Annotated in this window: 28 protein-coding genes and 1 riboswitch; of the genes, 20 read left to right on the top strand and 8 right to left on the bottom strand. The window is 42.9% G+C overall.

Annotated elements, in window-relative coordinates; genetic code table 11:
- The first annotated feature begins 162 nt into the window (after positions 1 to 162).
- The 14 genes from kdgR (at position 163) to exnP (ending at position 14,798) form a co-directional block, all read left to right on the top strand.
- Positions 163 to 1,182, top strand: a complete 1,020-nt coding sequence (kdgR, locus tag MKX71_RS10960) for a pectin utilization transcriptional regulator KdgR (protein WP_174222970.1) — start codon at positions 163 to 165, stop codon at positions 1,180 to 1,182.
- A gap of 37 nt (positions 1,183 to 1,219) precedes the next feature.
- On the top strand, positions 1,220 to 2,194 hold the full coding sequence (kdgK, locus tag MKX71_RS10955) for a 2-dehydro-3-deoxygluconokinase (RefSeq protein ID WP_015383934.1): 975 nt from the start codon (positions 1,220 to 1,222) through the stop codon (positions 2,192 to 2,194).
- 1 nt (position 2,195) lies between these two features.
- Positions 2,196 to 2,786, top strand: coding sequence for a bifunctional 4-hydroxy-2-oxoglutarate aldolase/2-dehydro-3-deoxy-phosphogluconate aldolase (gene eda, locus MKX71_RS10950; RefSeq protein ID WP_029726795.1), 591 nt, complete (start codon positions 2,196 to 2,198; stop codon positions 2,784 to 2,786).
- A gap of 44 nt (positions 2,787 to 2,830) precedes the next feature.
- A complete protein-coding gene (gene kdgT, locus MKX71_RS10945; RefSeq protein WP_014477146.1) occupies positions 2,831 to 3,823 on the top strand; it encodes a 2-keto-3-deoxygluconate transporter in 993 nt (330 codons plus the stop codon).
- 111 nt (positions 3,824 to 3,934) lie between these two features.
- Positions 3,935 to 5,440, top strand: coding sequence for a carboxypeptidase (gene ypwA, locus MKX71_RS10940; RefSeq protein ID WP_046160506.1), 1,506 nt, complete (start codon positions 3,935 to 3,937; stop codon positions 5,438 to 5,440).
- Positions 5,441 to 5,580: 140 nt separating this feature from the next.
- A riboswitch (purine riboswitch) is annotated at positions 5,581 to 5,680 on the top strand.
- An 89-nt stretch (positions 5,681 to 5,769) separates the two neighbouring features.
- A complete protein-coding gene (xpt, locus tag MKX71_RS10935) occupies positions 5,770 to 6,354 on the top strand; it encodes a xanthine phosphoribosyltransferase (protein ID WP_024572344.1) in 585 nt (194 codons plus the stop codon).
- Positions 6,351 to 7,667 (top strand): xanthine permease PbuX, encoded by a 1,317-nt coding sequence (gene pbuX / locus MKX71_RS10930; RefSeq protein WP_339231046.1) that lies wholly within the window; start codon positions 6,351 to 6,353, stop codon positions 7,665 to 7,667. Before xpt ends, pbuX begins: the two co-directional genes overlap by 4 nt.
- A 72-nt stretch (positions 7,668 to 7,739) precedes the next feature.
- Complete coding sequence (bpsA, locus tag MKX71_RS10925) at positions 7,740 to 8,837, top strand: type III polyketide synthase (RefSeq protein WP_230488220.1); 1,098 nt, start codon at positions 7,740 to 7,742, stop codon at positions 8,835 to 8,837.
- Between the two features lie 3 nt (positions 8,838 to 8,840).
- Positions 8,841 to 9,347 (top strand): alkylpyrone methyltransferase, encoded by a 507-nt coding sequence (gene bpsB / locus MKX71_RS10920; RefSeq protein WP_004398552.1) that lies wholly within the window; start codon positions 8,841 to 8,843, stop codon positions 9,345 to 9,347.
- 70 nt (positions 9,348 to 9,417) lie between these two features.
- The gene (gene fbpC / locus MKX71_RS10915) at positions 9,418 to 9,507 is read left to right on the top strand and encodes a Fur-regulated basic protein FbpC (protein ID WP_100069434.1); all 90 of its coding nucleotides are present in this window, start codon (positions 9,418 to 9,420) and stop codon (positions 9,505 to 9,507) included.
- A 175-nt stretch (positions 9,508 to 9,682) separates the two neighbouring features.
- Positions 9,683 to 13,264, top strand: coding sequence for a dynamin GTPase (gene dynA / locus MKX71_RS10910; RefSeq protein WP_339231041.1), 3,582 nt, complete (start codon positions 9,683 to 9,685; stop codon positions 13,262 to 13,264).
- 64 nt (positions 13,265 to 13,328) lie between these two features.
- Complete coding sequence (locus MKX71_RS10905) at positions 13,329 to 13,586, top strand: YpbS family protein (protein WP_003230757.1); 258 nt, start codon at positions 13,329 to 13,331, stop codon at positions 13,584 to 13,586.
- Positions 13,587 to 13,660: 74 nt separating this feature from the next.
- Positions 13,661 to 13,807: a hypothetical protein gene (locus tag MKX71_RS10900; protein WP_003230761.1), complete on the top strand. Its 147-nt coding sequence runs from the start codon at positions 13,661 to 13,663 to the stop codon at positions 13,805 to 13,807.
- Positions 13,808 to 13,907: 100 nt separating this feature from the next.
- Entirely contained in the window at positions 13,908 to 14,798 is an 891-nt protein-coding gene (gene exnP, locus MKX71_RS10895; protein WP_003230763.1) for a 5'-3' exonuclease ExnP, read from the top strand.
- A 7-nt stretch (positions 14,799 to 14,805) separates the two neighbouring features.
- Here exnP and sspL read toward each other — a convergent pair whose 3' ends face one another.
- Genes sspL through MKX71_RS10880 form a run of 3 tightly spaced genes read right to left on the bottom strand, consistent with a single transcriptional unit; the run spans position 14,806 to position 16,063 of the window.
- Positions 14,806 to 14,934, bottom strand: coding sequence for a small, acid-soluble spore protein L (sspL, locus tag MKX71_RS10890; RefSeq protein ID WP_033884785.1), 129 nt, complete (start codon positions 14,932 to 14,934; stop codon positions 14,806 to 14,808).
- 41 nt (positions 14,935 to 14,975) lie between these two features.
- Entirely contained in the window at positions 14,976 to 15,374 is a 399-nt protein-coding gene (locus MKX71_RS10885) for a reverse transcriptase-like protein (RefSeq protein WP_336154343.1), read from the bottom strand.
- Complete coding sequence (locus MKX71_RS10880) at positions 15,374 to 16,063, bottom strand: queuosine precursor transporter (protein WP_014477139.1); 690 nt, start codon at positions 16,061 to 16,063, stop codon at positions 15,374 to 15,376. Before MKX71_RS10880 ends, MKX71_RS10885 begins: the two co-directional genes overlap by 1 nt.
- Before the next feature lie 82 nt (positions 16,064 to 16,145).
- On the opposite strand from MKX71_RS10880, the gene MKX71_RS10875 reads away from it, so the two are divergent.
- A complete protein-coding gene (locus MKX71_RS10875; RefSeq protein WP_212060678.1) occupies positions 16,146 to 16,826 on the top strand; it encodes a ribonuclease H family protein in 681 nt (226 codons plus the stop codon).
- Positions 16,819 to 17,001, top strand: coding sequence for a zinc-finger domain-containing protein (locus MKX71_RS10870; RefSeq protein ID WP_339231036.1), 183 nt, complete (start codon positions 16,819 to 16,821; stop codon positions 16,999 to 17,001). Before MKX71_RS10875 ends, MKX71_RS10870 begins: the two co-directional genes overlap by 8 nt.
- 27 nt (positions 17,002 to 17,028) lie before the next feature.
- On the opposite strand, the gene MKX71_RS10865 is transcribed toward MKX71_RS10870, so the two are convergent.
- Entirely contained in the window at positions 17,029 to 17,298 is a 270-nt protein-coding gene (locus MKX71_RS10865) for a DUF2564 family protein (RefSeq protein WP_015251856.1), read from the bottom strand.
- 155 nt (positions 17,299 to 17,453) lie between these two features.
- Here MKX71_RS10865 and degR point away from each other — a divergent pair, with 155 nt between their 5' ends.
- A complete protein-coding gene (degR, locus tag MKX71_RS10860) occupies positions 17,454 to 17,636 on the top strand; it encodes a transcriptional regulator DegR (RefSeq protein WP_003230774.1) in 183 nt (60 codons plus the stop codon).
- A 51-nt stretch (positions 17,637 to 17,687) separates the two neighbouring features.
- Here the strand turns inward: degR and cspD are convergent, their stop codons facing one another.
- The 4 genes from cspD to metA form a co-directional block, all read right to left on the bottom strand.
- On the bottom strand, positions 17,688 to 17,888 hold the full coding sequence (gene cspD, locus MKX71_RS10855) for a cold-shock protein CspD (protein WP_003230776.1): 201 nt from the start codon (positions 17,886 to 17,888) through the stop codon (positions 17,688 to 17,690).
- Between the two features lie 30 nt (positions 17,889 to 17,918).
- Positions 17,919 to 18,050, bottom strand: a complete 132-nt coding sequence (locus MKX71_RS10850; RefSeq protein WP_125121253.1) for a hypothetical protein — start codon at positions 18,048 to 18,050, stop codon at positions 17,919 to 17,921.
- An 80-nt stretch (positions 18,051 to 18,130) separates the two neighbouring features.
- Positions 18,131 to 19,279 carry a diglucosyl diacylglycerol synthase gene (locus tag MKX71_RS10845; RefSeq protein WP_015483359.1) on the bottom strand — a complete coding sequence of 383 codons (1,149 nt, stop codon included), beginning with the start codon at positions 19,277 to 19,279 and terminating at the stop codon, positions 18,131 to 18,133.
- 230 nt (positions 19,280 to 19,509) lie between these two features.
- Positions 19,510 to 20,415 carry a homoserine O-succinyltransferase gene (gene metA, locus MKX71_RS10840; RefSeq protein WP_004398721.1) on the bottom strand — a complete coding sequence of 302 codons (906 nt, stop codon included), beginning with the start codon at positions 20,413 to 20,415 and terminating at the stop codon, positions 19,510 to 19,512.
- A gap of 342 nt (positions 20,416 to 20,757) precedes the next feature.
- Here metA and MKX71_RS10835 point away from each other — a divergent pair, with 342 nt between their 5' ends.
- From MKX71_RS10835 to MKX71_RS10825, 3 genes are read left to right on the top strand one after another with little or no spacing between them, the layout of a single operon-like run.
- On the top strand, positions 20,758 to 21,240 hold the full coding sequence (locus tag MKX71_RS10835) for a glutathione peroxidase (protein ID WP_339231032.1): 483 nt from the start codon (positions 20,758 to 20,760) through the stop codon (positions 21,238 to 21,240).
- 15 nt (positions 21,241 to 21,255) lie between these two features.
- Positions 21,256 to 21,873, top strand: coding sequence for an Mn(2+)-dependent (deoxy)ribonucleoside pyrophosphohydrolase (hdhQ, locus tag MKX71_RS10830; protein WP_339231029.1), 618 nt, complete (start codon positions 21,256 to 21,258; stop codon positions 21,871 to 21,873).
- 59 nt (positions 21,874 to 21,932) lie between these two features.
- The gene (locus MKX71_RS10825; RefSeq protein WP_032722021.1) at positions 21,933 to 23,066 is read left to right on the top strand and encodes a conserved virulence factor C family protein; all 1,134 of its coding nucleotides are present in this window, start codon (positions 21,933 to 21,935) and stop codon (positions 23,064 to 23,066) included.
- Positions 23,067 to 23,092: the final 26 nt, after the last annotated feature.

Genomic DNA, 23,092 nt, shown 5'->3' with positions numbered 1-23,092 from the left:
TTTCAAAGAAAATTTTAGGATAAATAGTGAAAAGAGTCAACGAAAAAATAATGAATTGACACATTATTAAAAAAACTCTTCCCAAATTTTAAAATTATGGTATTCTTTTGTTGTAACGGTTTTGAAATCGATTTCAAATATATGAGATACAGGAGCACTTGAATGAAAAAGAAAACAACAGGCCATACAACCATCAAAGATGTAGCTGAATGTGCAGGAGTTTCGAAATCGACAGTTTCCCGCTATATTAACGGAAAAATTGACGCGATTTCTCCTGAAAAAGTGAAAAACATTAAAAAGGCAATCGCAGAATTGAATTATCGGCCGAGTAAAATGGCACAAGGTTTGAAAATAAAAAAAAGCAAGTTAATCGGATTTGTTGTAGCTGACATTACAAATCCTTTTTCGGTCGCTGCTTTCAGGGGAGTCGAAGAGGTTTGTGATCAATATGGTTACAGCATTATGGTGTGCAACACAGATAACAGTCCTGAAAAAGAGCGGGAAATGCTCTTAAAGCTAGAAGCCCATTCGGTTGAGGGCTTGATTTTAAACGCAACAGGGGAAAACAAGGATGTACTGCGCGCTTTTGCTGAACAGCAAATTCCAACAATCTTAATTGACCGGAAACTGCCGGATCTGAAACTTGATACCGTAACGACTGACAACAGATGTATCACAAAAGAGATTCTTCAGAAGGTGTACAGCAAAGGGTATACTGATGTCGCGCTGTTTACCGAACCGATTTCCTCTATCAGCCCTCGTGCAGAAAGAGCAGCTGTGTATCAGGAAATGGCTTTGGTTCATAATGTGAACGGGCTTGTCAGATTGCATGAAATTGACGTAAAGGACAAGGAGCAGCTTAAGGCGGCGCTCCGTTCTTTTCACAAGGAAATGCCGGAGCAAAAAAAAGCGATTCTGGCTTTGAATGGCTTGATTATGCTGAAAATCATCAGCTGTATGGAAGAGCTTGGCCTGCGCATCCCTCAAGATATAGGGATTGCAGGATTCGATGATACGGAATGGTATAAACTGATCGGTCCAGGCATTACAACGATCGCCCAGCCGTCACATGATATGGGCAGGACGGCGATGGAACGTGTATTAAAAAGGATTGAAGGTGACAAAGGAGCGCCTCAAACCATTGAATTAGAGGCAAAAGTCATCATGAGAAAGTCACTTTAATCCTAGGTGCCCTCAACTAAGAGGAGGTTGGGAAGAGATGAAGCTTGATGCGGTGACATTCGGGGAATCAATGGCCATGTTTTATGCAAATGAGTATGGAGGCCTTCATGAAGTATCCACTTTTTCTAAAGGGCTTGCCGGAGCAGAAAGCAATGTCGCCTGCGGCCTTGCCAGACTCGGATTTCGAATGGGATGGATGAGCAAGGTCGGCAATGATCAGCTCGGAACGTTTATTGTACAGGAACTTAAAAAAGAGGGAGTGGATGTGTCCCGCGTGATCCGCTCGCAGGACGAAAATCCCACCGGGCTGCTGCTGAAGTCAAAAGTGAAAGAAGGCGACCCGCAAGTTACCTACTATAGGAAAAACTCAGCTGCAAGCACATTAACTTCAGCTGAATATCCGAGAGATTATTTTCAATGCGCAGGCCATTTGCATGTGACAGGCATTCCGCCTGCCTTGTCAGCCGAGATGAAAGACTTCACGTATCATGTCATGAACGACATGAGAAACGCAGGGAAGACCATTTCATTCGACCCTAATGTAAGACCTTCGCTTTGGCCTGATCAAGCAACAATGGTACACACAATCAATGATCTGGCTGGGCTTGCAGACTGGTTTTTCCCGGGTATCGCAGAGGGAGAGCTATTGACCGGAGAAAAAACACCTGAAGGCATTGCCGACTATTATTTGAAAAAAGGTGCCAGCTTTGTTGCTATTAAACTTGGAAAAGAAGGCGCTTACTTTAAAACGGGGACAAGTGAAGGATTTCTAGAAGGCTGCCGGGTCGACCGGGTGGTTGATACGGTCGGCGCCGGAGACGGATTTGCAGTAGGTGTAATCAGCGGTATCCTAGACGGTTTGTCGTACAAGGATGCGGTGCAAAGGGGAAATGCGATTGGCGCTTTGCAAGTGCAGGCACCGGGGGATATGGACGGTTTGCCGACCAGGGAGAAATTAGCTTCTTTTTTATCTGCTCAAAGAACGGTTCACCAAAAGAAAGGGGATTATTAATATGGAGTCCAAAGTCGTTGAAAACCGTCTGAAAGAAGCAAAGCTGATTGCAGTCATTCGTTCAAAGGATAAGCAGGAGGCCTGTCAGCAGATTGAGAGTTTATTAGATAAAGGGATTCGTGCAGTTGAAGTGACGTATACGACCCCCGGGGCATCAGATATTATCGAATCCTTCCGTAATAGGGAAGATATTTTAATTGGCGCGGGCACGGTCATCAGCGCGCAGCAAGCTGGGGAAGCTGCTGAGGCTGGCGCGCAGTTTATTGTCAGTCCGGGTTTTTCAGCTGATCTTGCTGAACATCTATCTTTTGTAAAGACACATTATATCCCCGGCGTCTTGACTCCGAGCGAAATTATGGAAGCGTTGACATTCGGGTTCACGACATTAAAGCTGTTCCCAAGCGGTGTGTTTGGCATTCCGTTTATGAAAAATTTAGCGGGTCCTTTCCCGCAGGTGACCTTTATTCCGACAGGCGGGATACATCCGTCTGAAGTGCCTGATTGGCTTAGAGCCGGAGCTGGCGCCGTCGGAGTCGGCAGCCAGTTGGGCAGCTGTTCAAAAGAGGATTTGCAGGCTGTTTTCCAAGTGTAAGTGGAATTGTTTTTTCATAACCGGAGGATGGGAGAATCCACAATATGAAAATCAAGGCGACAATTGAACGGGTACCTGGCGGAATGATGATTATTCCGCTATTTCTTGGAGCGGCGCTCAACACGTTTGCGCCTGGAACAGCGGAGTTCTTTGGAGGGTTTACGGGTGCTTTGATTACCGGAACGCTGCCGATACTGGGTGTTTTTATCTTTTGCGTAGGAGCAACGATTGATTTTCGTTCTTCAGGCTATATCGCAAGAAAAGGAATCACATTATTATTGGGAAAGGTCGGATTTGCGGCGCTGCTCGGCGTGATCGCAGCGCAATTTATACCTGACGAAGGCATACAATCCGGCTTTTTTGCAGGCCTTTCTGTTTTAGCAATTGTCGCGGTAATGAATGAAACGAACGGCGGACTGTATTTGGCGCTCATGAATCACATGGGAAGAAAAGAGGATGCGGGCGCTTTCGCCTTTATCAGTACAGAATCTGGTCCTTTTATGACCATGGTGACGTTTGGTGTGACGGGACTTGCCGCATTCCCATGGGAAACGCTGGCAGCGACAGTCATCCCGTTTTTACTTGGATGTATACTTGGAAATCTGGATCACGATCTCAGAGACTTATTCAGCAAGGTTGTGCCGGCGATCATTCCATTTTTCGCCTTTTCGCTCGGCAATACCTTGAATTTTGGAATGCTGATCCAATCAGGGCTGCTTGGCATTTTTATCGGAGTTTCTGTCGTCATTTTATCGGGCAGTTCTTTGTTTTTGCTTGATCGTTTTATTGCGCGGGGAGATGGTGTCGCGGGAGTGGCCGCTTCTTCTACGGCAGGGGCGGCTGTAGCCGTGCCATATGCATTAGCGGAAGCGAATGCCTCATTTGCGCCAGTTGCTGAGTCGGCAACTGCAATTATCGCGACAAGCGTTATTGTCACCTCGCTCTTAACCCCGCTGGCAACAGTGTGGGTAGATAAAAAAATCAAGCAGAAAAAGCGGAGAACACCTCCGCCAAAAAATCAAATGACGATCAACTGAATAAAAAGGCTGCCACAAAACATACCGGCAGCCTTTTATACAAACAATTTGACTTTCATACCCCCTTCCATTAGCCTGTAATGGAACGGCTAGAATAGGGAGGGAATGGATATGGAGATACATACATATGAAAAAGAATTTTTTGATCTTTTAAAAAGAATCTCACATTACAGCGAAGCAGTTGCGTTAATGCACTGGGACTCCAGAACAGGCGCGCCGAAAAATGGCTCAGAGGATCGTGCCGAAAGTATCGGCCAGCTTTCAACAGATATATTCAATATCCAAACATCAGATCGAATGAAGGAGCTTATCGATGTCCTGTATGAACGATTTGATGACTTGTCGGAAGATACGAAAAAAGCAGTGGAACTGGCGAAAAAAGAGTATGAAGAGAATAAGAAAATCCCTGAGGCTGAATACAAAGAATACGTGATTCTGTGTTCAAAGGCAGAAACAGCGTGGGAGGAAGCGAAAGGAAAATCTGATTTCAGCTTGTTTTCTCCTTATTTAGAACAGCTGATTGAATTCAATAAACGTTTTATTACGTATTGGGGATATCAAGAGCATCCTTATGATGCATTGCTTGATTTGTTTGAGCCCGGCGTCACGGTAAAGGTGCTTGATCAGTTGTTTGCTGAGCTGAAGGAAGCGATTATCCCTCTTGTTAAACAGGTGACAGCTTCCGGAAATAAACCAGATACAAGCTTTATTACAAAAGCGTTCCCGAAAGAAAAGCAAAAAGAGCTCAGTCTGTATTTTTTACAGGAGCTTGGCTACGATTTTGATGGCGGAAGACTTGATGAAACCGTTCATCCGTTTGCAACTACGCTGAATCGGGGAGACGTTCGGGTCACGACGAGATATGATGAAAAAGATTTCCGGACGGCGATCTTTGGCACCATTCATGAGTGCGGGCACGCGATTTACGAGCAAAATATTGATGAAGCACTCAGTGGCACGAACTTGTCAGACGGCGCATCAATGGGAATTCATGAATCGCAATCATTATTTTACGAGAATTTTATCGGCCGCAACAAGCATTTTTGGACACCGTACTATCAGAAGATTCAAGAGGCATCACCTGAACAGTTCAAGGACATCTCCCTGGATGATTTTGTCCGGGCAATCAATGAATCAAAACCTTCATTTATCAGGGTCGAAGCGGATGAATTAACGTATCCTCTTCATATCATCATCCGTTATGAAATTGAAAAAGCGATTTTTAGCAATGAAGTGTCTGTGGAAGATCTGCCGTCGCTTTGGAATCAAAAATACCAGGATTATTTAGGGATTACACCGCAGACCGACGCAGAGGGGATTTTACAGGACGTCCATTGGGCAGGTGGAGATTTCGGCTACTTCCCATCCTATGCGCTCGGCTACATGTATGCGGCTCAGCTGAAACAAAAAATGCTTGAGGATCTCCCTGAATTTGACGCTCTCTTGGAAAGAGGAGAGTTCCATCCGATAAAGCAATGGCTGACGGAAAAGGTGCACATTCACGGAAAACGGAAAAAGCCGTTAGACATTATTAAAGATGCAACAGGAGAAGAGCTGAATGTTCGCTATTTAATTGATTATTTATCAAACAAATATTCAAATCTCTATCTGTCATAATCAAAAGCCTGGCGGCGCGTCGTCAGGCTCTTTTATATCGAATCCCCTTGAAATACGAATGATATCTAAAAAAACAAAATTAAAGTTCGGGAATTTTTATTTTCAGCCTATGCAAGAGATTAGAATCTTGATATAATTTATTACAATATAATAGGAACACTCATATAATCGCGTGGATATGGCACGCAAGTTTCTACCGGGCACCGTAAATGTCCGACTATGGGTGAGCAATGGAACCGCACGTGTACGGTTTTTTGTGATATCAGCATTGCTTGCTCTTTATTTGAGCGGGCAATGCTTTTTTTATTCTCATAACGGAGGTAGACAGGATGGAAGCACTGAAACGGAAAATAGAGGAAGAAGGCATCGTATTATCTGATCAGGTATTGAAAGTGGATTCTTTTTTGAATCACCAAATTGATCCGCTGCTTATGCAGAGAATTGGTGACGAATTTGCGTCCAGGTTTGCAAAAGACGGTATTACCAAAATTGTGACAATCGAATCATCAGGTATCGCTCCCGCTGTAATGACGGGCTTGAAGCTGGGTGTGCCAGTTGTCTTCGCGAGAAAGCATCAATCGTTAACACTCACCGACAACTTGCTGACAGCGTCTGTTTATTCCTTTACGAAGCAAACAGAAAGCCAAATCGCAGTGTCTGGGACCCATCTGTCGGATCAGGATCATGTGCTGATTATCGATGATTTTTTGGCAAATGGACAGGCAGCGCACGGGCTTGTGTCGATTGTGAAGCAAGCGGGAGCTTCTATTGCGGGAATTGGCATTGTTATTGAAAAGTCATTTCAGCCGGGAAGAGATGAACTTGTGAAACTGGGCTATCGAGTGGAATCTTTGGCAAGAATTCAGTCTTTAGAAGAAGGAAAAGTGTCCTTCGTACAGGAGGTTCATTCATGAGAAATGGATTCGGCAAAACGCTGTCTTTAGGGATTCAGCATGTTCTTGCCATGTATGCCGGCGCCATTGTTGTTCCTCTGATTGTCGGAAAAGCAATGGGACTGACCGTCGAGCAGCTGACTTATTTAGTATCAATTGATATTTTTATGTGCGGTGTGGCTACACTTCTGCAAGTGTGGAGCAACCGATTTTTTGGGATCGGGCTTCCGGTAGTGCTTGGCTGTACCTTTACAGCTGTATCGCCGATGATAGCGATTGGATCTGAATATGGGGTTTCAACAGTTTACGGCAGCATTATCGCTTCAGGCATTCTTGTCATTCTTATTTCATTTTTCTTTGGAAAGCTCGTATCGTTTTTTCCGCCGGTCGTGACAGGCTCTGTTGTTACGATTATCGGTATTACACTGATGCCGGTTGCCATGAATAACATGGCCGGCGGAGAAGGAAGTGCAGATTTCGGAGATCTCTCCAATCTTGCTCTTGCTTTTACCGTGTTGAGTATCATTGTGCTTCTATACCGTTTTACAAAAGGCTTTATCAAGTCCGTCTCGATTTTGATCGGTATTTTGATTGGCACCTTCATCGCATATTTTATGGGAAAAGTTCAATTTGATAATGTTTCGGACGCGGCAGTTGTTCAAATGATTCAGCCATTTTACTTCGGAGCGCCGTCTTTTCACGCAGCGCCTATCATTACGATGTCCATCGTTGCAATTGTCAGCCTTGTGGAGTCAACTGGTGTTTACTTTGCTTTAGGTGACCTGACAAACCGCCGTTTGACAGAGAAAGATCTGTCTAAAGGCTATCGAGCTGAAGGACTGGCTGTGCTTCTGGGCGGTATTTTTAACGCTTTTCCTTACACGGCATTCTCTCAAAATGTCGGGCTTGTTCAGCTCACAGGGATCAAAAAAAATGCCGTCATTGTGGTCACAGGTGTGATCCTAATGGCATTTGGGCTGTTTCCAAAGATCGCTGCTTTCACGACCATTATTCCATCCGCTGTTTTGGGCGGTGCAATGTTGGCGATGTTTGGAATGGTGATTGCTTACGGAATTAAAATGCTCAGCCGCATTGATTTTGCGAAACAGGAAAATCTGCTGATTGTTGCCTGCTCAGTGGGATTGGGGCTCGGTGTGACCGTTGTGCCGGATATTTTCAAACAGCTTCCGAGTGCCTTAACGCTGCTTACAACGAATGGCATTGTGGCGGGCAGCTTTACTGCAGTCGTCTTAAATATTGTATATAACGTTTTTTCTAAAGCTAAAAAATCAGAACAAGAAGCTGACCTCGCTGAACAAAAAACAGCAGTCTAACTCCGCCGCGGCGGAGTTTTTTTGCATATAAAAAAGATTGTTGCGGCACAATGTATGCAAAGAGGTGATCGCATGGCGTTTATTTTATCCATTGGAACAAGTCTTCCTGCGTATAATGTAAACCAAGAGAAAGCGGCCGAGTTCGCCCGCTATATGTTTCAGCATTCTTTTAAGGATATTGACCGGCTGTTATCCTCCTTTAAAAACGGGCAAATCCATTCGAGACAGTTTGTTAAGCCGATTGAATGGTATAAAGAGGGGCACAGCTTTGAAGAAAAAAATCAAATATACATAGAAGAAACACTTAAACACAGCAGAGCGGCTGTTCGTGAGTGCCTCTCTCATCCGGAATTTTTTCAAGAAGCCATTCCTTATGAGAAAGTGGAAGCTGTTTTTTTCGTCTCCAGCACAGGCCTTTCCACACCGAGTATCGAGGCGCGGCTTATGAATGAACTTCCGTTTTCTCCATATACGAAGCGGATTCCGATTTGGGGGCTTGGCTGTGCAGGAGGAGCCAGCGGACTTGCGCGTGCAGCCGAATACTGTAAAGCGTATCCTAAGGCTTTTGTGCTTGTCATTGCTGCCGAGCTGTGCAGCCTGACATTCCAGCCGGAAGATAAAACAAAAAGCAATCTGATCGGCACCTCGCTTTTTGGTGACGGCATTGCCGCAGCTTTATTATGCGGAGAGAAGGCGGACCGCAGGATGTCAAAGCTGAAGCTTGCGCCGAAGATAATGGACGCCCAATCTGTTTTGATGAAACAATCAGAAGATGTCATGGGTTGGGACTTTACCGATCAAGGATTCAAAGTCATTTTCTCACGAGACATTCCGACCTTGGTGGAAAAATGGCTCAAAACAAATGTACAGATTTTTTTGGACAAACATAAGCTGTCATTCCATGATATCAGTGTTTTTTTGGCGCATCCAGGCGGAAAAAAAGTGATCGATGCATACATCAAAAGTCTCGGGCTGTCGTCAGAAAAGCTTTCATCTGCGCAAAGCATTTTGCAAAAGCACGGAAATATGTCTTCAGCTACAATCTTGTATGTGATCAAAGACCATCTGCAGAACGGACATAAAAAGGAAGCTGAACGAGGAATGATTGGCGCATTAGGGCCGGGTTTCTCATCAGAGTTGCTGTTATTCAGCTGGGAAAAGGGGGCTTGACTCATGTTTTGGTTGTTGATCGCCATTCTCATTGTTCAAAGAGCAGCAGAAATGGCAGTGGCCAGGCAAAACGAACAAAAGGTAAAGAAGCAAGGAGCAATTGAATTTGGCGAGAGCCACTATCCGTATATCATTACGATGCATATCCTTTTTTTCCTGTCCTTAATTGCCGAGGTGCTGCTGATGAATAAACAGCCGTCCAGCTGGTGGCTCGGTATCGCTGCAGTTATTTTAAGCGTACAGATCGTACGGTATTGGGCGCTTTGTTCCTTAGGGGCATATTGGAATACGAAAATCCTTGTTGTTCCAGGTGTAGAGCTTGTAAAAAAAGGTCCATATAAATGGATGAAACATCCAAACTATGCCGTTGTTATACTCGAAATTTTGCTGATTCCGCTGCTTTATCAAGCATACGTCACCATGTGTCTGTTTTCCATTTTCAATGCCGTGTTGTTAAGCGTCAGAATTCGCGCAGAAGACAAAGCATTACAGGAATACAGCGTAAAATAGCGATTGAAAATCATTCTCAACCATGTTAAAATGGATTTGAAAAAGATTCTCAATCAGGATGGTGAAGCAAATGACAATGCTGTTTTTGCTTGGAGCGGTTTGTACATATAGTGTATTAATTGGTTTTGTATTAAAAGGAATCTCTAATAAATCTGTTTGATGAATCTGGAACTTGTAAAAGTTGCAGATTTTCTTTTATAGAAGCTGCCGTAATGGCGGCTTTTTTCTATTCTCCTAAAGAAATTTGGTTTATTCTTGTGTAAAATGAAAAGGGAATGATTTCAGATCTTTCGAAAAAGGTTCACAATTGAAACGGCACAAAGGGGTTCAGACTTATGACAGATCAAAACAGAAAAAAGCTTTTGCATAAAACCGGGGAACTTTATAAGCAATTTATTGAGAATCAAGATGAACAAAGGGCTGCTAAACTGGCTGCGGTCATGAAAAAAGCGGCTGATGAAGAGGTTTATATCGCGTTTACCGGGCATTATTCAGCGGGGAAATCGTCACTGCTGAACTGCCTGTTAATGGAGAATATTTTGCCGACAAGCCCGATTCCGACAAGCGCTAACCTTGTTGTGATCAGAAACGGGGAAAAGCGAGTTCGGCTTCATACAACAGACGGAGCGTGTGCTGAGCTGGAAGGGACTTACCAGAAAGACAAGGTGCAGCAATATTGTAAAGACGGGGAACAGATTGAAAGCGTCGAAATTTTTGACAGGTATACTGAGATCGATTCCGGGGTTGCGTATATTGATACTCCAGGGATAGATTCAACAGATGATGCTCATTTTCTATCGGCTGCTTCTATTCTTCACCAAGCGGATGCGCTGTTTTACGTCGTTCACTATAATCACGTGCACTCTGAGGAAAATGTAAAGTTTCTCAGATCAATAAAAGAAAGCATTCCGAATGTGTATTTTATCGTCAATCAAATTGACCGCCATGATGAGACGGAGACGAAATTTGGAGACTATCAAGCGCAGGTAGAGGAGATGCTTTGCAATGAAGGGATTTCAAGGGAAGCGCTCTATTTTACATCAGTAACAGAACCGGATCACCCGTTCAATCAGATGGGGGCCCTGAGAGAAGAGTTAAGCAGAATAGAACAGCAATCAAAAAGCAATATGCAGGCTTTAACCGAACAAAAAGTCCGTAATCTGCTAAAGGAACATACGGAAATGCTGAAGAAAGACGAAACAGGCGCTCCGAGTTTCGCTGAACAGCTTAATATCCATACTGGACTGGTCCAATCGCTGCGTGATCAATTGGATGAGGCCGAAAAACAAATGACTGAGGCAGAGAAGAGGATGCAGGAAGAAATCAATCGTATTTTAAAAAACGCCAACCTGACGCCTTTTGAAATGCGTGAATTGGCGGCTGCATTTTTAGAATCACAAGAGCCTTCCTTTAAAACCGGCTTTTTCTTTTCTAAAGCGAAAACTGCACAGGAAAGAGATAAAAGGCGGAATGCTTTTTTCTCTGATGTGGCAAAACGAACAGAGGCCGAAGCGGATTGGCATATAATAGACACGCTTCATAAACTCGCCAAGGTATTTGATGTCTATACCGCTGAAAGTGAAAAGCTGATTCAGGCCTATCGCACACCGCTTGATATAAGCATCATTGAACGCGCGGTCAAGTATGGTGCAGCCTTTTCCTCTGAATATGTATTGCAATATACAAAAGACTTGGCAGAGCTCATCCGGAAAGAGGCGAAAAGAGAAGCCGCAGACATCATAAAGGTGCTCTCCGCTATGGTGAAAGAGCGTGTTTCCAAAGATGTGCAAACAATTAACGACCGGCTCGTCCAAGAATCAGAAAAACTTGTCTTTCTTCAAGAACAGGCGCGTTTAGAGAATAATGCTCGAGAGAAAACCGATCGCCTGTGGGCCATTTGGGAAGAAGAGTCCGCATGCCCAATGCATATAGACACAGAATGGTTTAAATCGAAGAAAACAAGAGTGGCGGCTCCAGAGCAGAAACAAGGCCGAAGCCAGCTGACGGCGCAGCCGATGCCGAAATCAGAAATCAAAATGGAACAAGAAATGCCGCTTCAAGACCAAATCAAACGCTTTTACACTTTGTCTGACATTTTAGGCGAATGCAGCATGTTGTTAAAGCAAACTTCAGCGTTTCGTGAAAGGGTGAAAAGGCTTGAGGAACGGAAATTTACACTCGCTCTTTTTGGAGGCTTTAGCTCGGGGAAATCATCATTTGCCAATGCGCTTGTCGGCGAAAGAGTGCTGCCATCCTCACCAACGCCAACCACAGCGACAATTAACAAGATCACAAAGCCAATCAATGGCAACTTAAACAAAACAGCGAATGTAGTGTTTAAGACAGAGGATGACTTAACGGCTGAAATTTTGCAGCTCACCGGAATACCAAAGGAGCCGGCAGGCCGTTCCTTCACAGAGAAGTGGGAAAAGGCAGTCAAAAAAAACAGGCTGCAGGAAGAACACGTGAAATTGATCAGCAATTTCCTGCTTGCATACGAGAAGTATCAGCAGTATATACAGGAACAGAAGAAATTAACGATTCCGCTCTCTGAATTAAAGCCGTATGTAGCAGAGGAAACAACGGCCTGTGCTGTGAAAGAGGTAACGGTCTACTATACATGCCCGCTCACTGAAAAAGGGATTACGATCGTTGATACACCCGGCGCGAGCAGCATGAATAAACGGCATACAGAACTGGCATTCCAATATATCAAAGATGCTGATGCATTTTTTTATATGACTTATTATCAGCACTCTTTTTCAAAAGGAGACCGTTCATTTTTGCGAAAGCTTGGACTTGTGAAAGAATCGCTCAGCATGGATAAAATGTTTTTTATTATTAATGCTGCAGACCTTGCAAAAGATAAAACAGAGCTCGAAACAGTGACCGATTATGTCAGCGCAGAGCTTGTAAAAGAAGGGGTTTATGAGCCGCAGCTCTTTACCGTATCAAGTAAGGAGGAACTGGTGGGAAAACCGGAGTCATTTTATAATCAGTTCTCGAAAGTAAGAAAACACTTAGACCGGTTTATCGAAGTGGATGTAAAAAAAGCGTCAGCAGCGCAGCTCAGTTCGGAGGCAGACAAACTATGCGAAACTGTTTTTCAGCTTCACCAATCCCAGCATCAGTCCCGAGAAGAGAAGGAAGCGCAGAAACAGTGCCTTATGCTGTCATTTGAGCGGACAGCGGCCGATATCGAGAAACGGCGGAACTCAAAAACCATCATTGAAAAAGTAAAAAAAGATACAAGAGAGCAGCTATATCACATTGCACAGCGATTATCATATTTTGCAAATGATTTATTAAAATCGGCATTTCATCCCGGGCTGCAAAACGGGGATTGGAAAAAGAACGTCAGTAAAGCGATGACAACAGCCTTACATGAATATCTATTTGAATATATTCAGGAAATCAAAACGCTTGATGTTCGCATGAGCGGTTTCATCGAACGGCATATCAATGAAGAATGGCTGGATCATTTTCAAAAAACATTAAACGAGGACGGTTATTTTTCCGTTTATGCGGGTGATCAGCATTCGAACGGCATACAGTTGAAGGAAGTTGAACCGGAAATAGAAGAACGTGCTTTTGAGCAGGAACTAAAAGAGATCAAATCACCGAAGCAGTTTTTTGAGCAGAAAGGAAAAGCGACCTTTATCGAAGCTGTACGGATGAAACTTACGAAAATCACAGAGGCATGGATAAAAAATGAAGAAGAAAGCCTGATATCTCATTACACTGCTCACCTCAGACGCTTACAGGAAGATATGGGTGAAAAAGCAATCGCGCAAATAACGGATCAAAAAGAGACATATTTAAGAGGATATGCGGAAGGGGAACATGCGAAAGAGATTGAAATGGCGTATCAGGCGTGCATCTCCTGGAAAAATTCAGACAATACAATAAAAATGTAAAATTCAGTTGGCTTGTATTTCAAGTCATGATAGACTAAATAGAAAAAAGCGAGATGAACGATTAATGTCAGAGGTACATAAAGCAATTTCAGCACATTCATCAAAACAGCACGAGCATATCAAAGCATTTATGCGTCTTGAAAATATGCGTGAATTGGCGATTGAAGAAGCTGTTGCTAAATGCAGAAACGATGAGCCTTATACTACAGATGCAATTAATGAAATTACCGAGCAAATGAATCAGCTCGCTAAAAAAGGCATCGTCCCGACAAGACGGCTTGTATCAAAAGAAATGGTCAGAGAATACGTAAGCCGCATGTAAGCTGGATGATCCTGTCGCGAGTGAACCTCCTGCCGGAAGCATATACTATATGCATCCGACGTAAGGGGGGATTCATGTTGGGCAGAACAAAGCTCGGAAACAGAAATGCACAGGCGAATAACAATGCCAAAAAGAAAAACGGATTTCAAACCCATTTTGACTCTTACGCAGGACGCGAAGCTGAAAAGCTGATCGCCAGCAACAAAAGACACAACGATTGATAAATATTCAAACAGTATCTCTAATTAAAGAGATACTGTTTTTTATTTTTGGGCTGCTTTATGATAAAATAGAAGGAATGAAAGAAAAGGGAGTTATTTGATGAATAATAATAAACTATTGCTGGTTGACGGCATGGCTCTTTTATTCCGGGCCTTTTTTGCCACGGCCGTACATCGCAACTTTATGATAAATGACAGCGGGGTGCCGACGAACGGCGTCAACGGCTTTTTAAAGCATTTGATTACAGCTGTGGAAACATTCCAGCCGACACACGTCGTCTGCTGCTGGGACATGGGGAGCAAAACGTACCGAAATGACTTGTTCCAAGATTATAAGGCCAACCGCAGCGCGCCGCCTGTGGAGCTGATTCCGCAGTTTGATTTGGCAAAGGAAGCAGCCGCAGAGCTTGGAATCATGAATATTGGCTTTGCCGGCTATGAAGCGGATGACTGTATCGGTACTCTTGCCGATTTATTTGCGAATGAAGCGGACATTACGGTGGTAACAGGGGACAGAGATTTACTTCAGCTGTTAACGGATAAAGTAAGCGTTGCTTTGCTTCAAAAAGGAATCGGAAATTATAAAGTCTATACAAAAGAGACTTTTTATGAAGAAACAGGCGTAATGCCGAAGGCTTTGATTGATATTAAAGCGCTTATGGGTGATTCCAGTGATAACTATCCCGGAGTCAAAGGCATTGGAGAAAAAACAGCCTACAAACTGATTCGTGAATACGAAACGATTGACCGTTTATTGGAAAATCTTTCTCTTCTTCCAAAAGGACAGCAGGGAAAAATTCAGCAAGGTTTAAGCGATTTGGAGATGTCGAGGAAGCTTGCGGAAATCCATTGCTCAGTGCCGCTGGCCTGCACACTGAAAGACGCTTTATTTACTTTGCAAATGGAGCAGGCGGCTGACATGCTTCGCCGCCACCAAATTAAAGGAATTGAGCGTATGCTTGAAAAGCTGAACGCTAGAGAGATCGTTTAGATCCTCTCTAGCGTTTTGTATTGCTTTTTTTTGCTCTCTCCTCAAGCTCTGTTTTAGGGTCATTATGTGTATTGCCTTCCAGGTCGCCTTGCGGAGTAACACCGCCGGTCAGCTGGCCTTTATCTTTCTTTTTCATGTTAGTTCACCTCGCCATTAGGATGAACCAATGATCAAGATTTAATTCTTTTCATTCAGCCGAATCGCTTCTTTTGCCAGAAGATCGGCTTTTTGGTTTTGCTTGCCCGGTATCCATTTGATGAAAAAAAGAGGGAATGCCGCTTTTAATCGGATGATCTCTTCTACAAACGGTTGAAACGTTATATTTTTAACCATTTCAAGCTCAGTGGCGCGTTCCACAATATCTGAATCGGTTCGAAAGGAAACTGATTGATACCCGCGCGTTGCACATAGCTTCATCCCTTCAATTAATGCAAGAAATTCCGCTTCCTGGTTTGTATGCACTCCGATTGGAATAGAGAAGGATTCTGCTGTTCCCTCATGTTTGATAAAAATGCCGATACCGGAAGGTCCGGGATTACCAGCGCTTGCGCCGTCTACGTATATTTCTGTAGGCATTATGAACTCCTTTCATCTTTAGGTATCATTTTTTTGGCTGCATAAGCATAAGGCAATGAAATCAAAGATACCGCAAACTTAATCAAATATGTAGAAATAAAAATATGAAGCCACACGCCTGCCGGATAAATGCCGAGAAAGGCGACTGCAGTGAATATGAATGTATCAAACAGCTGGCTGACTGCTGTACTGCCGCCGTTTCTGAGCCATAAAAGCCGATCAGAAGGAAATATCCTTCTAATTGCCGAATATACATAAACATCCAGCGTTTGGCTGAAGATAAAGGCAAGCAGACTTCCTAACGCAACTCGCGGAAGGAATCCGAAGATCGTTTCCAGCGCTGTTTGTGATATGTCGCTGGAAGCCGGTTCGAAAAGCAGCACGCCCTGCATGACAAAAGTCAGCGTCAGGAGCGTTGAGAATCCGAGCCATACCGCTTTTCTGGCTTCAGCTGGTCCGTATTTTTCATTCAGCACATCTGTCGCAAAAAAGATTGTGCCATACATCACATTCCCGAGTGTCGCTGTTAAGCCAAACAGTTCGACTGTTTTGACGACTTGGAGGTTGGCGCAGACTGTCGCAAAACCGATCCAAACAAACAGTCCCATTTTGCCAAATCCTTTATAAAATAAAAGAACAATGATAAAATGAATGATCGCAAAAAAGATCCAAAACGAATTATTAAACAAGATGAAAAAGCTTCCTTTCCGGGGTAAGATTGGTTTGATTATAGCATAAGCCCGGCAACTAATGAATGGTAAGGTGATTGTAATGAAGCTCAGACCGCATTTGAAAATAGAAGCAAAAGGAACGGGATCCGTCTCATTTTTTAGCGAAGACTGGCTGACAGCACAGCAGGCACGTATGCTTGCCAGAGAACTTGGCCGTTTTCCATCCATGAAGGAGCTAGAGTTCGAAGACGAGAAAGGCGGCAGCTGGACGCTGAAGGATTTGGAAAAGCTGACAGAGGAGCTTGCTCAAGAGCCTGATGACATTACTGTTTATTTTGACGGCAGTTTCGATAAGGAGAGCGAATTGGCCGGTCTCGGGATCGTCATCTATTATTCATTGGGAGGAACCCGGCATCGCTTGAGAAAAAATAAAAGCTTCCGGCTGAAAACCAATAATGAAGCTGAATACGCAGCGCTTTATGAAGCAATAAGAGAAGTAAGAGAGCTTGGGGCAAGCAGAAATTCAATTACAATCAAAGGGGACTCGCTTGTTGTGCTGAATCAGCTTGACGGCAGCTGGCCTTGTTATGATCCATCTCATAATGAATGGCTGGACAAAATAGAAGCACTCCTTGAATCGCTGAAGCTTACTCCAACCTACGAAACAATACAACGAAAAGACAATCAGGAAGCTGACGGCCTCGCTAAAAAAATTCTATCCCATCAATTCGTAGAAAGCCACACGAAATTAGACCGTAACGGAGATGACGATATTGGATAAGAAAATGATCTTTAAAGAACTGACAGAACTGCACGATGAATATTGCAAGGACTGTTTTATTAAGAAGCAGTTTCGCAAAGAATTTGGCAAAACTTATGCGCATTCATTTTGTATCAATAAATGTACGGTTGGTGAAAAGTTGAAACGATACGGAGATGTCTTAACCAATCACTAAAAATAAAAACCGCAGAAGCTGCGGTTTTTATTCTTTGAATTCATCCAGCTGATGCTCGCTGTCATCTAGCAGCTGCTGTTGCTGCTTTACAAATTCAGGATCATCGAGAGCTGCCAGCTCTTCAGATTGTGACAGTTCTCTAGCATCCTCAATGGCTTGGTATGCAGAGTCGACTAATGTTTTGCTTTGGCCTCTCGTCGCAGCTCCTGTTGTTTTCTGCGCTGTTTCCACCGCTAGTTCCAGCCGCCGCTTATCCGTAAAGCCAGTCTGATCCTCATTATGAAATTCTGAAGTCACAAAAAACACCTCCGCCATTATTTTGCAGAGTTTTTTTGAAATTTATGTACCAAAATAGAAAAGAAAATAAAAATAAGCCGATATAACTATTGAACCAGAATAAATAGGACTGTTTTACTATTTTAGGTATCTTGATAGAGAAGGGGAACGCAGCTATGGATGATAAAGACTTGAAGTTGATCCTTCACAAAACATTTATAGAAATATACAGTGATTTAGAAGAACTGGCGGATATCGCGAAAAAAGGAAAACCGTCAATGGAAAAGTATGTTGAAGAGATTGAACAGAGGTGTAAACAAAACATTTTGGCGATTGAAATCCAGATGAAAATCAAATAGGAGAGGCGAATGCCTCTCCTCTATTTGTCATCTCATCATCATGTATTGAGTTTAGAGTTTTACAACATTAGAAGCTTGAGGTCCACGATTACCTTCGACAATTTCAAAAGAAACTTCTTGTCCTTCTTCTAATGATTTGTATCCATCTCCTTCGATAGCTGTGAAGTGAACAAATACATCGTCTCCGCCTTCAACTTCAATGAAGCCGAATCCTTTTTCGTTGTTGAACCATTTTACTTTACCGTTTTGCATATTGCTTAATTCCTCCTAGTACTGTAGCACTCATGTGCTAAAAAAAATTTTGTCATCATCTAACTTTGATTCATTGTTAAATGATGGTTCAACTATACACCATCTGGGAGCACCCGTCAAGTTTCGAAACGGCTTATTTTTCAAAAGAAGGGTAAGTTTCATAAAAAAATGTAACCGCTTTTATTAATGGCTGAATATAAATAAAAAGAGCACACGATTTTCGTATGCTCTCAAGTACGCCATTAAGATAGTGCTTTGGCTTTTTGTTTGGCAGTCATCATTTCTGATTCCTTCAGGATATCCTCTAAAATCACTTCAGAGGAGTTTGCTAAATGAAGGTCCTTAATGTTTTTCTTCATGCGATGCAAGGTATCTTCATCTGCAAGAAGGGAAGTGACTGACTCGAGAATCTCTTCATGACGGTTCACAACGATGGCAGCTCCGCGGTCTTCAAAGAAGTTTGCATTTTCTTTTTCCTGGCCAGGCACGGGTTTGTACAGAATGACAGGCACTCCAATGGCTGTGGCTTCTGTCAAAGTAATGCCGCCGGGCTTGGTAATCATGCAATCTGTGATTCGGAATAGCTCATCAATGCGCTCCACATAGCCCAGAACTTTTAATTTGTCACCATTTTCCGCCTCAAGCGCACTCAAAGATTCTTTTAAAGCCGTATTTTTCCCGCACACGACAACCACTTGCACTTGGTCATCTTTGACAAGGTTTTCGCACAGCTCTTTTACGTTCTTTAATACACCGTGAGCACCTGCCATGATCAGAAGCACTTTTTTGTTTGGTGAAAGATTGTACTTTTTATATATCGGGCCAACCGGCATGGATTCTTCAAATTGCGGCCTGATTGGAATTCCCGTGATTTTTACGTTGCTTGGATGAGTGCCGATCTCCAGCAGTTTTTCCTTCACGTAATCTGTCGCCACATAATATTTATCCACGTTTTCGTGAACCCAAATTTTATGAAGACAAAAATCAGTCATAACGTTGAAGGTAGGAATGACTCTTCCAGTTCGGCGTCTGTATTCAGGCACGACGATCATCGGAAATGTATTAATAATAATATCGGGCTGATGTTCATCGACAAGTTCGCCCAATCTTTTATTACCCATTTTAAAGTAAATATTGAATTTACGTTTATTATAGATTTTGTCAACTCCGTAATAAAACAAACGATAAAACTGTTTCCCGATTGAGAAGCTTTTTAAATAAAGGTATTGAGTTACCTCTGAAACAATCGGATTTGACTCTTGGTACAAATTAGAAACTGTTACATGCTGAAAGCCGAGCCGTACACATTGTTCATATAGTGTTTTGGCTACCTGCACATGTCCATTTCCGTAATTTGCAGTCAAAATTAATACTCTTTTATTGGTATTCAAGTAAATTCACCTCAATGTAATCAACAACAAGCAAGCTTCATGCATCGTAAGGAGTTATTGTCTATACATAAACATAACACAAATACATAATCGAATTATTAATGCAGTGAAAAAGTTAAGCTAATTTTAAATGATTTGGATTCCAGTATTTTAAATTTTTGTTATACGCAGACTGAATCAGATGTATTTTATCATATTTTTTGCTCAGCGTATCACTAAAAAAAGAAAAATTAGTCCCATTCATAAGGAGTTTCTTGGTAAACGTAATAATTCAGCCAATTCATAAACAATAATGTGGCATGCGCTTTCCAGCGATTCACTGGCTCGTTGCTGCCTTTTGCAAAATAATGTTTAGGCGCCTCGACAGTAGAAAGGTTTCGTTCCAAATCTCTTTCATACTCTTGAAGAAGCGTATTTGTATCATATTCAGGGTGCCCTGTCAAAAAGACTTGTTTTTCGTCTTTGGACACAATTAAGCAAACCCCGGCTTCCTTTGATGCGGTAAGAATGTTTAACTCGGGCACTGCTTGAAGCTGTTCCATATTTATATCTGTATGCCGGGAATGCGGCACGTAGTATAGCTCGTCAAAACCTCTTACCAATCTTTCGTGTTTTGAAAGAACGGTATGTTCGAACACACCGAAGATTTTTTTCGGCATTTGAATTTTTTCCACACCGTAATGGTAGTACAAACCTGCTTGAGCACCCCAGCAAATATGCAAGGTTGAAGTGACATTTGTTTTGCTCCACTCCATGATTTCCTTGAGCTCTTCCCAATATGAAACCTCTTCAAACGCCAAATGCTCGATCGGCGCACCGGTGATAATCATGCCGTCAAACCTCTTGTGACGGATATTGGAAAAAGTCGTGTAAAATTCGTCAAGGTGTTCTCTCGCAGTATTTTTCGGCGTGTGTGTGCTTGGGATTAAAAATGTGAAATGAACCTGTAAAGGCGAATTTCCAAGCAATCTGAGAAGCTGAGTCTCTGTTTGGATTTTTTTCGGCATCAAATTTAATATAATAATTTTTTGCGGCCGGATATCCTGATGAAATGCTCTGCTTTCATCCATTACAAATATATGTTCACTTTCAAGCACCTGTTTTGCCGGCAGGTGTGTTGGTATATTAATAGGCAACGTGCCACCTCCATTATTTCCCCGTTTAATTTTCTTCATTATAGGAATTTTCACGCCAATTTTCAATCTATCTATACGTGTTGAGGGGGAAACAACAGAAAACTCTTTAAATAAAACGCACTGACACGCCTTTTGGTTTCACAGTAAAATGATTTTCAAAGATGTCAGAGGGAATTGTAATGTTTTATAGAATGATAAGATAAAAAACGAGCCATATGAATTGATAATGAACGGACGCTTATATCGTTAGGTTTCTTATGAGTTCTTAATTGATGTTTACATTTTGAATTGCGATTTAAAAAAGGTAAAATAATCAGCACCAGGGACATAGGAGGGACTTACATGTCTATTTATCATATGAAGGTACGTACAATCACAGGGAAAGACATGACACTTCAGCCTTTCGCGGGAAAGGTACTGATGATCGTGAATACAGCAAGTAAGTGCGGTTTTACTTCCCAATTGAAGCAGCTGCAGGAATTATATGATACATATCAGCAGGAGGGGCTGGAGATCTTAGGGTTCCCCTGCAATCAATTCATGAACCAAGAGCCTGGTGAAGAGGCTGACATACAGGAATTTTGTGAAACAAATTACGGTGTTACATTTCCTATGTTTTCAAAAGTGGATGTAAACGGGAAAAACGCCCACCCGCTGTTTGTGTATTTGACAGAACATGCGAAAGGGGTGCTGGGAACTAAGGCGATCAAGTGGAATTTCACGAAATTTATAGTGGATAGAAATGGAGAAATCGTTGGCCGTTATTCACCAAATACAAATCCGAAAGAGCTGGAAGACGATATCGTGAAGCTATTAGAGCAATAAAAAGAGGGTGTTTTTGTGAAGGAATTGAAGCAGGCAGAGCAAATCAGGACATGGGTTCAATCTATCCTGACTGACGAAAGCTCTGGACATGATTGGTATCATGTATCAAGAGTAGCAGATCTTGCAGCGTATATTGGAGAAAAGGAAAAAGCGGATTTGTTCATTGTTGAAATGGCGGCTTTGGTTCATGATTTAATTGATGTGAAGCTGCCTGACACGGTCAGGCTTTCTGTGAACGAAGTATATGACCAGCTCGTTTTTTTCGGAGTAGGAAAAGAGAATGCTGACAGAGTGATTCATATTATAACAAGGATGTCCTTTCGAGACAGGGAAAAGCTGGCGAAGGAGCCGCTCTCAATTGAGGGAAAAGCCGTACAGGATGCTGACAGACTTGATGCGATTGGTGCTGTCGGCATTGCGAGAGCTTTCATGTTTGCGGGCGCAAACGGGCATAGCCTTTATGGAGATGATCAAAGCGCCTACGCTCATTTTTTTCATAAGCTGCTGCGGCTGAAAGATATGATGAATACAGACACTGCACGGGAACTGGCAGAAGAAAGACACTATTTTATGCTTCAGTTTGTCCGCCAATTAGAAAAAGACATACCCGGGATTGATGCCAAAACGTCGTAATAGAAGGCTTGGAGCGACTATGATAGAATAAGTCACAGATATGCTATAGGAGGACGATCATGAAGATAAAATCAATTGAACCTACACCAAGCCCGAATACAATGAAAGTCATCTTAACGGAAGAGCTTCCGGCGGGCAAAAGCAATAACTATAAACCTGAGCAAGCAGAAGGCGCACCGCCTGTTATAGCGGAAATCCTTAAAATAGATGGAGTTAAAGGGGTCTATCACGTCGCAGATTTTCTTGCTGTTGAACGGAATGCAAGATACGACTGGAAAGACATTTTACCGCAAGTCCGCACTGCATTTGGGATGGAAAGTGCTGAAAGCGGAGAAGAAAATCGTTCTGATCAAGAATCTTTTGGAGAGGTAAAAGTTTTTGTGCAGATGTTCAGCGGCATTCCTATGCAAGTTAAATTAACCGATGGAGAGCGGGAAGAACGCTTCGGCTTACCTGAACGCTTTCAGCAGGCGATCTTAAAACTTAGATCTGAAGCTTCCAATGTTGTGTTTGAGCGGGCTTGGAAAGAACAAGGTGTCAGATTCGGTGACTTTGATGAAATCGGCCATGACGTGACAGAAGAGCTTCAGGCGGCATACAGTGATGAACGGCTGAAACGACTGACTGAAGCAGCCGCTCAAGGAAAGGGCGAAGCAAAACAAGCTGTACAGCGCAAAGCGTATAAAGTAACGCTTGACATGCTGGATGATGAGGACTGGAAAAAGCGTTATGCACACTTGGAACAGATGGATCCGAAAGAAGAGGATATCCCGGTTTTACAGAAGGCATTGGATGATCCAAAGGTGTCCATCAGAAGACAGGCTGTTGTGTACTTAGGAATGATTGAAACACCTGATGTTCTTCCTCTATTGTATAAAGCACTTGAGGACAAAGCTGTATCAGTCAGAAGAACGGCCGGAGACTGCCTGTCTGATATCGGCGATCCTCAAGCCATTCCTGCTATGATCAAGTCGTTAAGCGACTCCAGCAAGCTTGTTCGCTGGCGTGCGGCCATGTTCCTGTACGAAGTCGGCGATGAAAGTGCAATTGAAGCTTTGCGCGCTGCCGAAGATGACCCCGAATTTGAGGTCAGCCTTCAAGTCAAAATGGCGCTTGAACGTATTGAGCATGGAGAAGAAGCAAAAGGTTCTGTTTGGAAACAAATGACGGAAAGCAGAAAAAAAGGCGAATAGAAATAAAAAAGGTGCAGATCATGCAC

The sequence above is a fragment of the Bacillus sp. FSL M8-0071 genome, assembly GCF_037975455.1.
In the GTDB taxonomy this organism is placed as follows: Bacteria; Bacillota; Bacilli; order Bacillales; family Bacillaceae; genus Bacillus; species Bacillus subtilis.
This window is presented reverse-complemented; position numbering and strand designations above follow the sequence as displayed.

Bases quoted from the DNA above. Each gene is read 5' to 3' on its own strand.
- kdgR (WP_174222970.1), top strand. From the start codon at position 163: ATGAAAAAGAAAACAACAGGCCATACAACCATCAAAGATGTAGCTGAA.
- kdgK (WP_015383934.1), top strand. From the start codon at position 1,220: ATGAAGCTTGATGCGGTGACATTCGGGGAATCAATGGCCATGTTTTAT.
- eda (WP_029726795.1), top strand. From the start codon at position 2,196: ATGGAGTCCAAAGTCGTTGAAAACCGTCTGAAAGAAGCAAAGCTGATT.
- kdgT (WP_014477146.1), top strand. From the start codon at position 2,831: ATGAAAATCAAGGCGACAATTGAACGGGTACCTGGCGGAATGATGATT.
- ypwA (WP_046160506.1), top strand. From the start codon at position 3,935: ATGGAGATACATACATATGAAAAAGAATTTTTTGATCTTTTAAAAAGA.
- xpt (WP_024572344.1), top strand. From the start codon at position 5,770: ATGGAAGCACTGAAACGGAAAATAGAGGAAGAAGGCATCGTATTATCT.
- pbuX (WP_339231046.1), top strand. From the start codon at position 6,351: ATGAGAAATGGATTCGGCAAAACGCTGTCTTTAGGGATTCAGCATGTT.
- bpsA (WP_230488220.1), top strand. From the start codon at position 7,740: ATGGCGTTTATTTTATCCATTGGAACAAGTCTTCCTGCGTATAATGTA.
- bpsB (WP_004398552.1), top strand. From the start codon at position 8,841: ATGTTTTGGTTGTTGATCGCCATTCTCATTGTTCAAAGAGCAGCAGAA.
- fbpC (WP_100069434.1), top strand. From the start codon at position 9,418: ATGACAATGCTGTTTTTGCTTGGAGCGGTTTGTACATATAGTGTATTA.
- dynA (WP_339231041.1), top strand. From the start codon at position 9,683: ATGACAGATCAAAACAGAAAAAAGCTTTTGCATAAAACCGGGGAACTT.
- MKX71_RS10905 (WP_003230757.1), top strand. From the start codon at position 13,329: ATGTCAGAGGTACATAAAGCAATTTCAGCACATTCATCAAAACAGCAC.
- MKX71_RS10900 (WP_003230761.1), top strand. From the start codon at position 13,661: ATGTTGGGCAGAACAAAGCTCGGAAACAGAAATGCACAGGCGAATAAC.
- exnP (WP_003230763.1), top strand. From the start codon at position 13,908: ATGAATAATAATAAACTATTGCTGGTTGACGGCATGGCTCTTTTATTC.
- sspL (WP_033884785.1), bottom strand. From the start codon at position 14,934: ATGAAAAAGAAAGATAAAGGCCAGCTGACCGGCGGTGTTACTCCGCAA.
- MKX71_RS10885 (WP_336154343.1), bottom strand. From the start codon at position 15,374: ATGCCTACAGAAATATACGTAGACGGCGCAAGCGCTGGTAATCCCGGA.
- MKX71_RS10875 (WP_212060678.1), top strand. From the start codon at position 16,146: ATGAAGCTCAGACCGCATTTGAAAATAGAAGCAAAAGGAACGGGATCC.
- degR (WP_003230774.1), top strand. From the start codon at position 17,454: ATGGATGATAAAGACTTGAAGTTGATCCTTCACAAAACATTTATAGAA.
- cspD (WP_003230776.1), bottom strand. From the start codon at position 17,888: ATGCAAAACGGTAAAGTAAAATGGTTCAACAACGAAAAAGGATTCGGC.
- MKX71_RS10850 (WP_125121253.1), bottom strand. From the start codon at position 18,050: ATGAAACTTACCCTTCTTTTGAAAAATAAGCCGTTTCGAAACTTGACG.
- MKX71_RS10835 (WP_339231032.1), top strand. From the start codon at position 20,758: ATGTCTATTTATCATATGAAGGTACGTACAATCACAGGGAAAGACATG.
- MKX71_RS10825 (WP_032722021.1), top strand. From the start codon at position 21,933: ATGAAGATAAAATCAATTGAACCTACACCAAGCCCGAATACAATGAAA.